The sequence below is a fragment of the Pontibacter kalidii genome (assembly GCF_026278245.1).
Lineage (GTDB): Bacteria > Bacteroidota > Bacteroidia > Cytophagales > Hymenobacteraceae > Pontibacter > Pontibacter kalidii.
This window is the reverse complement of the sequence record NZ_CP111079.1, coordinates 1,167,625-1,181,118: the sequence shown is the minus strand read 5'-3', so window position 1 is coordinate 1,181,118 and position 13,494 is coordinate 1,167,625. Positions and strand designations below refer to the sequence as shown.

8 protein-coding genes are annotated in these 13,494 nt (G+C 45.3%); 1 reads left to right on the top strand and 7 read right to left on the bottom strand.

Annotated features, from left to right (window positions below; genetic code table 11):
- Window positions 1–173 precede the first annotated feature (173 nt).
- The 7 genes from OH144_RS04975 to OH144_RS04945 all read right to left on the bottom strand — a co-directional run bounded on the left by OH144_RS04975 (window position 174) and on the right by OH144_RS04945 (window position 10,766).
- Entirely contained in the window at window positions 174–1,559 is a 1,386-nt protein-coding gene (locus tag OH144_RS04975; RefSeq protein ID WP_266205200.1) for an exopolysaccharide biosynthesis polyprenyl glycosylphosphotransferase, read from the bottom strand.
- 712 nt (window positions 1,560–2,271) lie between these two features.
- A complete protein-coding gene (locus tag OH144_RS04970; protein ID WP_266205199.1) occupies window positions 2,272–3,894 on the bottom strand; it encodes a GNAT family N-acetyltransferase in 1,623 nt (540 codons plus the stop codon).
- A 101-nt stretch (window positions 3,895–3,995) separates the two neighbouring features.
- A complete protein-coding gene (locus OH144_RS04965; RefSeq protein ID WP_266205198.1) occupies window positions 3,996–5,660 on the bottom strand; it encodes a GNAT family N-acetyltransferase in 1,665 nt (554 codons plus the stop codon).
- A gap of 60 nt (window positions 5,661–5,720) precedes the next feature.
- Entirely contained in the window at window positions 5,721–6,869 is a 1,149-nt protein-coding gene (locus tag OH144_RS04960; protein ID WP_266205197.1) for an aminotransferase class V-fold PLP-dependent enzyme, read from the bottom strand.
- A 106-nt stretch (window positions 6,870–6,975) separates the two neighbouring features.
- The gene (locus OH144_RS04955) at window positions 6,976–7,953 is read right to left on the bottom strand and encodes a polysaccharide deacetylase family protein (protein WP_266205196.1); all 978 of its coding nucleotides are present in this window, start codon (window positions 7,951–7,953) and stop codon (window positions 6,976–6,978) included.
- Between the two features lie 256 nt (window positions 7,954–8,209).
- The gene (locus OH144_RS04950; RefSeq protein WP_266205195.1) at window positions 8,210–8,971 is read right to left on the bottom strand and encodes a polysaccharide lyase; all 762 of its coding nucleotides are present in this window, start codon (window positions 8,969–8,971) and stop codon (window positions 8,210–8,212) included.
- A 181-nt stretch (window positions 8,972–9,152) separates the two neighbouring features.
- Window positions 9,153–10,766, bottom strand: coding sequence for a polysaccharide lyase (locus OH144_RS04945; RefSeq protein ID WP_266205194.1), 1,614 nt, complete (start codon window positions 10,764–10,766; stop codon window positions 9,153–9,155).
- Window positions 10,767–11,866: 1,100 nt separating this feature from the next.
- Between OH144_RS04945 and OH144_RS04940 the strand changes: the two genes are divergently transcribed.
- Window positions 11,867–13,480, top strand: a complete 1,614-nt coding sequence (locus OH144_RS04940) for a T9SS type A sorting domain-containing protein (protein ID WP_266205193.1) — start codon at window positions 11,867–11,869, stop codon at window positions 13,478–13,480.
- Window positions 13,481–13,494 lie beyond the last annotated feature (14 nt).

Genomic DNA, 13,494 nt, shown 5'->3' with positions numbered 1-13,494 from the left:
GGCCTATTGACCTTAGCACTAAGCCTGCGATACCAAAAGTATACTAAAGCTTATTTCTACTGAGGTACCAAAAAGTAGCGATGTATCAGATGTTATGTCTGGTTACGTGCAAGTATAAGTCCCTTGTCTTATGCGTAAAATAGTATCCAGGCTGATATAAGAGGTACGTAAGACTAAAAAGCACTCTTATGTGTATTACTTCCAAATATTGTCATGTATACTATTTTCAGATCGAGCATGAAAGACCAATTCTCCATATACCAGATATCATGCAATGTGCGTTGGCTTTTTTGCTCTTTTGTGTCTGTTGGTCCTCTCCAGCCATTTACCTGAGCCCATCCGGTTATACCTGGCTTATAATAGTGTCGGATCATATACTTATCCTCACTTTCCTGCAGCTGCCTGTTTAGGAAACTTCTGTGGGGCCTTGGTCCTACCACACTCATTTCGCCCAGTAGCACGTTCATGAATTGGGGTAGTTCATCCAGGCTATACTTTCTCATGAAATGTCCAAGCCTTGTTATTCTCGGATCATTTTTCTGAGTGGACATAATTCCGCCGAACACATCGTCACAAACAGCCATTGTCCTGAATTTATAAACTCTGAACGGTTTACCCCCCTTCCCTATCCTTATAGGGCAGTAAAAAATAGGACCAGGCGAATCCAATTTAATCAGCACGGCAAGTACGAGGAACAATGGGAGCAGAGCAAGCAGTGCTAAAGTCGAGAACATAATATCAAAAGCGCTCTTGGCAAAAGAAGCATACGTGTTATCCAGCGGTAGTTGCCTTACATGTACTGCTTCCAGGTGGCCGTATCGTTTAGTGCGGTAGTGATCCCCAAACACACTCTGATAATCTGGAACATACTTTACCCTTACGCCATAATGGTCCGCGACAGAAAGTAAGTTGCGTATCTTTTTGGATGGTTTAACAGGTATGGCAATTACGATCTCATCCACAATATTATTCTGTAGATACTCATGTATCTTGTCAATTCCACCCACTACTCTATCCTGGTTTACCTGGCACTCTTCTTCCTCCTTGAGTTTTAAGAAACCCTTCACCTTCTGCCCACAAACTTCCTCTTCAACATCCTTGGCTAGACTGCCAACTCCGGCTATCAAGGTATGCCTGCCTGGTACTGTACTTGATTTTATGTGATTAATAACTCCTCCCACGATAAAGTTGAGCGGTATACCTAAGATAGGGAATCCTAAGGCAAAAGCAGCAAACACCTTCTTATTAGAAAAGACCCTGTTTAAAATTTCAGGGTTTAAATAATAGAGCATACTTGCCAGGCACAACAGCACCAGGTAGGACTTGATGAAATTAGTTAACCGGGGGATATGGCGAGACTCTGGCATGCCAATGTTCGACTTTGTTCTGGTATATCCAGTTATTATCCATAATAGGAATACATTGATGATGATGAGCCAGTGAGTTTCTACAAAGGAAACGATATCTGCTATACTGAAGAGAATTATAAAAGTAAGTACAATAGTTAGAATATCTTTTTCCCAAGAAGATGACGAAGAATTTTGTCTAGCTCTTATCATAGTATTGCACTTAATTGGTAACCATTACATTCATTTCATAATCCCTGCACAAGTGGATTGCAGCAAGTCCAGCACTTAGGTAGGAATGGGGAAGCACAACAATCTTTGTCTTATAGCTGATAAAATCGTGTAAATTTATCTGATTGTCACGGAATTGGTATCTTTTAATCTTGCACAGGAAATAGCAGCTATTGCTTTAAATTAAACATAAGCTATATATTGAATTTTCCTAAGAAACACACCTACCCTTATTGCCTCGAATATCCGAAAACTATTTAATAAAGATTTTACATTTCACTTTCCTAAATTAAAATAACCCAATTTATTGTTTACACATTCCTTCTACGTTACAATAATAGAGAAGGATAATATTGGATACTTATAAATTTCACTAAAAATCTTAGAATACACTTCCAATAATTGGCAACTACCACCTCTGTTATTGCTTGAGGTTGGCCAGCTTAACTCAAAACCTGGTGAATGGTACAATTACAATAGCTAAAACAAAACAAACCGTACATAATGCTATAAAATCAGTAGAACAACAGACTCAAAATTGACTAAAATTCTAAATAAATATTTTTATTATAATACTAAAATTTCTACCGAACAAAAATACACCTTGTGTTATAAATTTGTTTATGGAATAGATTTCGTACTACAGGGCAAAATATTAATGTTAGGCTATTTAATGGGGTCGTTCAGCAGATGATTAAGCCGAGCATGCAGGAAAATCCTTAGTACTAACCAAAGCATAAACAGGACCTGGTTTCTCATGCTGTACCTGCGCAGCTACTGCCCTCAAGAACATTGGAAGCTTTACCCTAGCTGATGTGTGGCAGTAGGAAAGCTCAATTATGACTCCGCCCTCCGTATGCACTTCACTCAAAGCAGGCGCCGGCACACCAACCCACGCGCAGCCAAGCAAAACGCTGTTCTCACTCCAGGTATAACACCTTTCTCCGGTTTCTAAGCGCCGCATGGCAACCTCTAAAAACTCCCAACGTGTAGGTCCTGATTTGGAGGGAACATAATTCATCAGCTCTTTTAAACTGCAGTATTGCAAAGACACCGCTGCCGTTATATTTCGGAAATTTATATCAGAAACAAGAACCGTATGCACTCTAGATACTTTGTCTGGGAACATGAATAAAATACCACTGCCTGCTCGGATCTGGAGTTGCTTTACCTTCTTTTGGAGCATTCTCAGGGTTTCCTGCCTAATGCCAACAGCCATTGCCCCTGATTTTACCCGCCTCTTCATGTGCATGGTGAAGCCCCTGATAAACTTGGAGTAGCCCCCTACAATATCAAGTTGGTAGGCGACTCCGTACTCTGTGGCAAGGATGCTTTTATAAGGGTCTGTGCCTGGGGTAAGATCAAATACAGTTATACCTTCTTCTGCCAGTTGTTTTCCTAGAAACAAGAAGTGAAGGATACCCGGAGAGTATTTGGCAAAGGTCGGGCAATGGGTATTTAGTCCCTGCAAATGAAGCCACCCTTTTCCTGTCACCCCTGCATTAGAGGCGATTATTTTCTCATCCACTGTTAACAATGTAGTATGCAGGAGACCTCTTTCAAATAGTAGCGTGAGAAACTGCCTCCTACGAGGGTCTTCCTGGAATAAGGTCCTGTTGAACATGGCCCCCTTTCTGAAATCTGATTGAATCGTTAATTCATCAATGACTTCATTAAAACGCTTCGCATTGTCTACCCGCTCGAAGTTCAGGCGACCTAGCCGCTTTAAGCGGTTAATTTTCTCGCGCCGGTTCTTTTTCCGAAGCTCATCATTCAAATTATCTGCGTTTATGACCATCAGTGGCTGATTGACAGTGCGCACGAGGCAATGTCTCCTCCAGAAGGAGCTTTTAGTAGCCCAGCTCATACTTACCCCTCCGGGCACATACTTCAGGCGTATGGCAGTTCCTGGGAATTGCTTTACTACTTCCTGAAAGGCGGCACTCACAAATTCCTCCTCATCTTCGGGTCTGGCAATCCACACCTGGTACTCGGCTTGTTCCCCACCAGCACCAACAATCAACCTGTTGCTCTCCTGTGCCAGGGCGAGCAACCCTATAAGCTTTCCGGCTAAGGTACACCTGATCAGGATAGGTTGGTAAACGTTGCGGTATACATGGTACCAAGTGGCAACATACGTGTAGCTTTGGAAGGCCGTACCCCAGGGACATGCATCATGTAAGGCTTCCCATGCTAACTGAAACTCTTCCTTCTGCATCAAGGATAACACATCCTCCCCTGTCAGTACATCAAGCTTAGCTATACCACTGGATACTATGTGCTTAGGTGTGGCGCCCATCGTTGTGAATTGGAACATTCTCTACTGTATTAAAAGAACTTATCAAGAAACTAAATATTAAACAGTAATATACTTAGCACACCGTAGCACTACGTGCTTAGGGCACAGGGTGCCATATCCTATCGAGAGAGATCACCGCTGCACATACTTTGCACATACACCGGTGCTTGGTTCTCCTTTTGAATACGACGGGCAACTGCAGAAAGAAAAGCAGGCAGTAGCGCCTTTGCCTCGGGCTGGCAATAGATTAGTTCCAGCATTGGTGTTTCGGCAGGTGCTGATACTTCTGAACCCACCGCCGAACCAATAAGCCAGGCGCAAGCCTTCAGCTGTCCGGCACTGCTCCAGGTATAGCAGGTATCCCCTGCTTCCAAACGGTGCATAGCTGACTCCAGAAATTCCCATCGCGACAAATCATACTTGGAAGGCTTATATACTAACAACGCTTTCAAATCGTTTTCCTGAACTTTGATTTGAGATTCATCACTCCTGTTCATCTCCGGCCTTATTTGAACCGACTCTGTTTGTTTTGTCAGAAGCTTTGAAATAGCAAGACTTGGCGAGAGCACTGATCTTAACTTTACCTTTAGAACATATGCTTCCTTCCTAAGCGCCAACTCTACACTCATAGGCCTTTTCCCGGCACGCACAAGTCTGTTAAACAAATATTTTTTAACTTGCCTTTTGGCTCTGCTGACAGCATTGCCGGGGAGTACCATCTCATAGACAAGGTCATGATCAGTAGCCAAACGCTCCTTATAGGCGTCTCCTCCTGGAGTGAGATCAAACACAGCGCCCCCACTATCCGCCAACTGTTTCCCCAGCATAATAAAATGCACAAAGCCTGGCGAGTAATATCTAGCCTTATACGGTGCATGGGTGTTTATCCCGCCTAAGTGCACCCATCCTCTGCCAGCCACTGCAACAATAGCTGCCATTATTTTTTGGTCCACCTTAAGCACAGATACATGCAACAGGTTCTTTTCGAATATGGCCAGAAGAAACCTGGTTTTAAGGGGGTTCTCTGAGAACTGATTTTTATTAAACATAGCCCCCTGCCTGAAATCATACTGTATAACAAGTTCGGGTAGGATCTCTTCAAAGCAACTCTTCTGTGTAACAACCTCAAAGCAAAACTTTCCAAGGCGCCTCAGGCGATTAGCTTTATTCTTAAACTCAGGTTTTGTAAGGAGCTTTGAAAACTGAGGCGACCCCGTCACCATTAAAGGTCTGCTCGCTGGTTGTATGACCAGCTTACTTCGCCAGTAAGCATCTGCTCTGGCCCACGCTAAGGGAACAGTCGGGGGCAGGTACCTGAAATGGATGTCACAGCCCCTGAAATTACTAACTATCTTCCTGAGCGCCTCCTTTATAAACCCCTCCCCGTGTTCCTCATCAGAAAGCCAGCATTGGTATTCTGCATCATACTGCCCGGCCCCCACAATTCTTCCCGGCTTCCGAAGTATACCATGCTCATCTACGCAGATCCTTGGCAGGGCCATCGCCAGCAAGCCCACCAGGTGCGTATCTTGAGTGGCAATAACAAGTACGGGCACGTATTCTTCTCTGTATATTTCGTACCACGTTTCCACAAACTCACGACACTGGAAAACGGTACACCACGAGCATGCCTCGTAGAGCAAGTCCCACTTACGTTTAAATGTCGGCTCTGAAAAAACAACAAATGCCTGTTCCCCTACTAGCAGTTCTGTTTTCAAAAAGGCACCTCCCTTTTTGTCCTTCAAAGGAATATCTTCTCCATCATACATTATTACCGCTGCCATCGTTTGAAAATTTTTCTTGCCCAGCGCTTCCGGGCAAGTATACCAACGTTTGCGATTTCTTTAACCCGCCGCAACAAACTCTGTTGGAAGGGGTGCCCGGCATTCATGCACAGCCCTCACAATCCTTCTCATGTCCTGTTCGGTCAGCTCCTGATGAACTGGTAAGGCCAACACCCGTTCCCGAAGAAAACGGCTGCGGGGAAAATCGTCAACAGGCAGGGAGGGGTGCGGGTTAATCCAGAAAAGTAAGCCTAGAACCCCCTTTCGGTGCAATCTCTCTAAAAACAGCCTTGCATCCTGAACTTCAAGTGGGAAAGCGAAGGGACAAGCTCCACTTGGCAGCCGAGCGAACTGACTTGGGACCATTTCGCCAAGGTGCTCCAGCAAATACCGGTAGTTCTCCCTGCGCTTTTGGGCGGTGTCTTTACTCAAGAGTCTAGGTAATAACTTTATTGTCATAACGGTGGGTGGCGTGTCAGGGTCCCCCATGTCGAACTCTGCATGGGGCTTATCATTTGTGCGCTTCCACCAGGCAAGTGTTGGTTTAACAAGAGCATGGAGAAGGCCTACTTCCCCCCTTTTTGTTGCCACCCAGTTCAGGTGTCTTTTCAGTATGCGCCAGTAGCCCACCACCGGTTGCAGGCGAGGCGGTGCAGGTGGCTTTATTGATACTACGGCCCCTCCGTCTGGTATTCCGTATGTTTTATACAGGCAAAAGACAGTCATGTGGCCATAGGAACCTACAGGTCTTTCATCCCTGGTAGATAAAAATGCCTGCGCCGCATCTTCAATCAACAGTAGGTTTCTATCGTCGCACCACTTACGCCACCAAGATCCATCTTGCGGAAAACCCAGGTAGTGTATCAGGTATAATGCCTTTACCTGATCGTCCAGAAGTGGAAGCAACGTATCTTCATCCGGCTCCAAAGCACTATCAATTTCATAGTATTTGATATTCAGACCGGCCTGCAGGAGGGCTTCAACCTCTGAGCCATGATGGTATGCTGGCACAAGTATGGTATCCCCGGCGCCGAGGCCCAGCGCCTTGCACGCACTACATATGGCCTGCCTGGCACGCGAAAAGATCCTGCAGTTTTCCTGGTTTAAAGGGAAAGGGCGCCACTCGGTTTCTGATCTGGAATGTACATCAGGGGGGAGTGTGGGCCATATGGCAAACCTGGGGGCGAACATAGCGGATAGCTTCTTCATACCTTCACAAGACCATGTTAATATTACTCTAGTCAGCGCTTCTCGAACCCTGCGCCTTACTCTATCAAGGCTACTAATTTTAACCTGCTTATACCCGCAGCTAACTTCACTTGAATGCGACCCCTGATGTGGCAAGCGGAGGGGAGGCCATACTTACCGAGTCCTCATTGTTTCTCCTGGTAGGGTACCTTAGTTTTCGCAAGGTGGCTTGCCAGACTCCCGTCATCCTGCAAATATTTTCGGCAAATGAAGCGCCCTCTCGAAAGCCCAGCCGAGGCAACATGAACTCATGTCGTAGATCATCCGAAGCGATGGGCTTAGCGTTACAAGTGAAGGCTAAGCTGTAGCCTAACTCCTCTAAAACTGTTATTTCTCGTTCGCTAAAATTTCCATTGGGATAGGTGAAGTAGATGATGCTTTGCCCTGTCCAACTCTCCAGCGTCCTCTTGGAGTGTAGCAGCTCAAAGAAAACCTGCTCGTCCGTACAATTTGTAAGTATAGGGTGGGAATGCGTATGTCCACCCAGTGTTATGTACTTCGATTTAGAAATTTTCCGTACCTGCTCCACAGTCAAGGCTTCCCGCACGAGGTTAATCTTCTTTTTGTATTCTTCCACCCTGAGCAGGCGCTCCTCATTGCGTACTTCTTTGAGTACCTGCACTGGTGGCGGGGAGAGGTTTAACTTCTTTGCTTGGGCAAGGTATGACCACCAGTATGTGCCGTCCTGCACAGGCTGCGTGGATATAAAAATCGCTACTGGAACCTTGTAAGTCTCGGCTACACTAACAATATTAGTTTCATTGCCTTGCCATCCATCATCTACCGTAATAACAGCCCCTCCCTTTGGAAAGGTATGCTGCTTTAACATGATCTGCTCTAAATCAGCGATGCTCAACAATTGTAGTCCTTGTTGTTGCAGCCATTTGATGCTCGTTTCAAATTCTTTCTTAGAAGGATTGTGAAAGTATATTGATAGCATATACTCTCCTTCCAAGGCTTTCTTCAAAGCTTTCCTTACAAACCCCAGCCTGATCAGCATGCATGCCAATAGCCATCCCAAAATGTTCCTTGCTGTAAACTTCATAATCGATGCACTAGGTATAGTTATCCCTGTCTCTAAAACTTAGAATCACCAAGTCTTAGATTTGATCTCGCAACATACTATTATAGTGGAATGCACTTAGCGGTATAGACTAAATTTATCTTCTATTTATACCATATACTAGGAGATCTAAGCAAAGGTTATGGAACTTCTATATAAAAATGACAAAGATTAAATTTAAAATCTGACGCAAGGGTCTAACGGAAAGAAAGCTCAAAATCAACGTAAAGAGAGGGAGTTAATTAGTTTCGCTTGAGCCGGGGTCTAAACTAATTAATCTCACATTATCTATGAAATATACTCTTCTATCGGTATCGGTAGTCCGACTGTGGTTCCAGTCATCTTTATATATCCCCACTTTCCAGCGCGGGTACCCAAATCCTGAGTACATGGTGGGGCCGATGTAACTTAATACTTTGTCTTCGTTCAACCACACCTCGACAAGACCGTCATTGCCGGAGGAATGAACGATATGGATAGCAAACGTGTGCCACATGTCTTTCCGGACCCTTCCCAGTACATACCGCTGATGCTTTTGCTCTTTCCCCTTTAAAAACATGATAAACTGATCATCTTCCGTAATCAGCATCAGGGCCGGACTACCTGACCCTTTGCCTTGGTGCCACTGGTTTATATGATCCATGCTTGAGTCCTTTTTAAAAGATTTCGATGGAAAGTAGGCGGCGAACGTATAGAATCCTTCCCTCACTTTTGTCTCTTCCGGGAACAGAAACTCCGCTCTTGTTCCGCCACTAGCCTGCGCATCCGTATCCCTCAGCTCAAAGCGGCCTGATTTGGCCCCCTTGTAAACGGGCTGATCAGCTACACGGAACCCATAGGAAGTAGCAGCCTGTAGCTTAGCGCCTTTAAAGTATGACTCCCCCTCAAATGTTTCCTCCACCAGAAGCCCCATAAAGCTTCGCGGTGTAGAAGCCGGGAAAAAGCTCAGCAGCCCATAAATAAGGAATAGATAAATGTATAGTTGAAGCTTAACCGCCATACGCTTAGGGCTTTATACGCTGTTCTGTCTTTCAATAGTACGAATGACCGCACCGACAGTTAGCCTAGTAATACATTACTTCAGGTATAATAAAAAAGGGCTCAGGTATAACCTGAGCCCTTTTTTATTTATGGCTTATTGTAGGTATTCCCTACCTTAAGCCGTTAATTCTTTAAACGCACTACTTTTTGATCGTGAAGGTGATTGACACTGGCGTTCCAGCTTGACCATTCTTGTACGGGGTAGCCTTCAGGGTGTAAGTGCCGGCAGCAGGCGGATTCCAGTTGCCGTAGTAGAAGTTGCCGTTGCCGTCGTCGCCGTGCAGGGCGAATGGAGCCGCCTTGTCGGTGTAGGTCTTGCTCTGGGCACCGCTCAACTCAAACTTCACGTTCTCCACTGAGGAAGAGGCGTTGGCCTGGATGTTCAGCTTGGTGTAGGCCAGAGAGCTGAGGGTAATTACAGAGCCGTCAGTAATTGTCTGCACACCTTTTTCATAATGAGAGTCAATCAAGGTGAAGCCAGTTATATCTGAGCTAGCTGATGGCTGGGCAGTTTCTGTGCTTCCGCTTGAAGCACTCTCGTTTTCCTGCGGGATAATAGTCTCACCAGAATTTACAATCGTGAAGGTGATAGACACCGGCGTTCCGGCTTGACCGTTCGTGTACGGGGTGGCCTTCAGGGTGTAAGTGCCGGCAGCAGGCGGGTTCCAATTGCCGTAGTAGAAGTTGCCGTTGCCGTCGTCGCCGTGCAGGGCGAATGGAGCCGCCTTGTCGGTGTAGGTCTTGCTCTGGGCACCGCTCAACTCAAACTTCACGTTCTCCACTGAGGAAGAGGCGTTGGCCTGGATGTTCAGCTTGGTGTAAGCCAGAGAGCTAAGGCTTATTTGTGCCCCGTTCGTGATAGACATCACTCCCTTCTCAGTGTGCGAATCAACTAGGGTGAAGCCTGAAATATCGGCACTAGATGATGGCCCTGTAGTACCGGCATCCGGAGAGGTTGGCTCAGATGGGCTTGTGGCTGGAGTTTGATCAGAAACTGATCCTGATCCTGATCCTGAGGTCATCTCGCTCAGGGACGCTTTGCTGTTGCCCAGCTTCACGTTATCGATGTACCACACTCTCTTCTTAGTGTTGGTTGTCTCGCTGCCGTTCCAGTCCCACTTGTAGATACCTACCTTCCAGCGAGGAAGCTCAAACCCTGCCTTGATAGTGGCACCTGATCTGGAAGCAACTTTCTTATCGTTCAACCATACTTCTATCAGACCATCAGACCCTCCAGAGTGTACCATGTGGATCACAAAGTTGTGCCACACGTTCTTAGTCATTTTACCGAGTGGCAAGCGGGCTTCCCCAACGTGCATAATAAACTCGCCATTCTCTACTACCAGTACGGTGTGCGGTGAACCGGATCCACCACCCTGGTGCCACTGGGTGATAATATCTCTGCTCTTCTCGTCGGCATAATCCGACGAAGGAAAGTAACCGGCAAAGGAGTACCAGCCTTCTTTTGCTCTTGTGCTCTCCGGGAACAGGAACTCGCTTCTTGTTCCGCCGCTGGCCTCCGCGTCCGAATCTCTCAGCTCGAAACGGCCTGCTTTAGAACCCTCAAAGGCGGGGCTGGAAACTACACCGAAGCCATAGTTCGTACTTGCTTGATGCTTTATGCCGTCAAAGCCTTTTCCATCTTCGAAGGTCTCGTTAAACAGTAAGTTGGCAGAGGTTGCTAAATCAGTAGCTTCTGTGCCAAGTTCGGCAGTTGGTGTCATGTCTTCCAGGTCTTCTTTCTCGCATGACATAGTGATTGTACCCACAAGTAGGGGCATAAGGATATACTTGAATCTTGAATTCATTTTTTTTGGCTAAAAGTGTTTGGCTAAAAGGTGAAATTTACTACCAGGCTATAAAATCAATACTTCAATTATCATATTTCTCCTCTTTTTTATAGTGCTGGCGTATTTGACTAATTCTACAGTTTAAGTATTAAACAAATTGAATATAAACAAATCTAAAGCTTTCTTCATAGGCAACTCAACTCCCTAAAATTCAACATTATACCTACTATCATCTTTAAATAACCCGTCTGGTCATTATTGGATATTTTATCCATTCGACTGCGACAAAGATATGTTGACCCGTTTCAGATTAAAAAACCGTTTACCAATTTTTTACCTAAAAACTTTATAAATAACCACAACTTCTTTATTATATTACACTTTCTACAACTTGTGGAATAAGATAAATTATATATACTCAACAATACTTTCAATTATTGATTATTAAATTTCTAAGGATATCTTTACATTACATTGATTTATATAGCACTAAGGGATTTTTATTAAAAGCAATACTTCTCTCCCTTGCATGTAGAACGGTATCTCATCTAGAGCCCTTTAAGCAAAACAGTATTATTCAGGTTTATCAAAAGAATACAACACTAAAACATACACAAATTTCATAAAAACCTAATAATCAACATATTAATAATTTCAATATAATGGAACAGAGGAGGGCATTTCTTCAGTAAAACTGAGTAAATGGAAATGCTGTAAGACACAGAGCGGCTTTAGCAAAGAAGGCAAGTCCTGGATGGATGGCTAGAGATGCGATCAGTACAGCCGCTGACAGCTGTAGAACAGGAGAGGCAGGTGCGGTATAAAAAGCAGTTAATTCGAAAAGTAGCATCGTTTGGAACAACAGAAAGCTGCTCTTCGAATTAATAATCTCTCTTTTGATTACACCCCACGTATTATTATTAAATTTTATAATCTAATAGTTAAATAAATTTCTTTTCTTCCGTATAAGTCTCCATGAAAAGGGACTCAGGTGAAAAGCGATAGAGTACCTGCGCCCAAGCAAGCATCTTTGCCTTAAACATAACCTCATATGTAGCTGCTTTATGAAAAAATCATTTACTCCAGTACTCCTATCCCTTTTACTTATTTTTCTGATCCACGCACCCACTGTTGCAGAGGGTAATCAAAGCACCCTTGTCTCTTTTAACTCAGGCTGGGAATTCCTGGACAGCGACACAGACATCGAAGGCAAGGCCGGAAATCCTACAGATTCAGGCCATACTTTTTCCGGGGAAACCTACGTGGCACAGCCTATGCTAGAGGGGAGTGCGGAAGGCTTTGTCTCCGTTACCCCACTAAGCCCTTTGCCTATACACACCAGCCTGGGAGATCAGCCTCAATCTAAAGTATGGAAGTATGCAGGTAAATGGTGGGCCGTGCTGCCTACCACAGACGAAGGCACACACATCTGGAGGTTAGATGGAACAACTTGGACAAAGACGCTATTACTATCAGACAGCGATTTCACGAGAGCAGATTGCAAGGTACATGGTGAAAACGTCCACATCTTATTATTCAGGGGCGCAAACCTCCCCTCTCAACTGATTTCTGTAGAGTATGAGTCGACTGCAGGCGAGTATACCCACTGGTCCCAGAGAAGCTCTAGCGTTAGCATTCCACTGGACCCAGGCGTTGAGACCGCCACCATCGATATTGACGGGACGGGCAGAATGTGGCTTGCCTCAAATGGAAAAAACAACGCCATGGTAAGGTGGAGCGATACCCCGTACAGCACCTGGAGTGCCCCCATAGCAGTAGCTAGCGGACTTACGGACGATGATATCTGCGCAGTGGTGTATATGCCGGCTTTAAATAAAATTGGCTTGCTATGGTCTAACCAGAATACCAAGCGGTTTGGCTTCATGACCCACTCTGATGGAGACTCCCCTACCACCTGGTCTACTGATGAGGTACCTGCCTCCCAGTCGGCTGTAGAAAGCGGGGACGGAATGGCCGACGACCACTTGAACATGGCCGTAGCCGCTGACGGAACTTTATACTGCGCGGTTAAAACAGGATACAAGACAGGGTTGCCAAGAATCGCTCTGCTTGTCAGACGCCCTACCGGAACCTGGGATAACCTGTATGAGGTTGCCAAAGCGGGCAACCGCCCTATCGTGATTCTGAATGAGCATGTCGGCAAGGTAAAGGTCATATATGCTGCTCCAAGTGCCGGAGGGATATATTACAAAGAGGCATCCACCTCTGACATTCAATTTGGCTCTGAGCTCTCCCTCATCAATGAATCCAGCGACTATGCCACCAGCAGCAAAAACAACTACACGGGTGAAATCGTACTGTTTGCCTCTACCGGAAAGCAAGGTTACTCCGTGCTCGCATCCGATGACACTTCGATTGTCACCTCGCACCCAGAGGAGACGGAATTAAACAAAGATAGTTTAAGGCTAATGGTATACCCAAATCCCTTTCAGGGCAAGGCAAACCTCAGCTTCGCTTTACCTAACAGGGGTTCTTACTCTCTACACATTTATGATGCAAAAGGTAACATGGTCGAGAAAATGAAGGATGGCACTAGCAACCCGGATGGGAAGGTAAACCTGGAGTTGAACTGGGCAAACCGGGCCAAAGGTCTTTATTTGATAAAATTGATCACACCTGCCGGATTTAGTACGCATAAAGTGCTTCTAACTAAATAAAGCTGTTTTAAGGA

Excerpts from the sequence above, each read along its gene's own strand:
- OH144_RS04975 (WP_266205200.1), bottom strand. The coding sequence starts at position 1,559 with ATGATAAGAGCTAGACAAAATTCTTCGTCATCTTCTTGGGAAAAAGAT.
- OH144_RS04970 (WP_266205199.1), bottom strand. The coding sequence starts at position 3,894 with ATGTTCCAATTCACAACGATGGGCGCCACACCTAAGCACATAGTATCC.
- OH144_RS04965 (WP_266205198.1), bottom strand. The coding sequence starts at position 5,660 with ATGGCAGCGGTAATAATGTATGATGGAGAAGATATTCCTTTGAAGGAC.
- OH144_RS04960 (WP_266205197.1), bottom strand. The coding sequence starts at position 6,869 with ATGAAGAAGCTATCCGCTATGTTCGCCCCCAGGTTTGCCATATGGCCC.
- OH144_RS04955 (WP_266205196.1), bottom strand. The coding sequence starts at position 7,953 with ATGAAGTTTACAGCAAGGAACATTTTGGGATGGCTATTGGCATGCATG.
- OH144_RS04950 (WP_266205195.1), bottom strand. The coding sequence starts at position 8,971 with ATGGCGGTTAAGCTTCAACTATACATTTATCTATTCCTTATTTATGGG.
- OH144_RS04945 (WP_266205194.1), bottom strand. The coding sequence starts at position 10,766 with ATGTCATGCGAGAAAGAAGACCTGGAAGACATGACACCAACTGCCGAA.
- OH144_RS04940 (WP_266205193.1), top strand. The coding sequence starts at position 11,867 with ATGAAAAAATCATTTACTCCAGTACTCCTATCCCTTTTACTTATTTTT.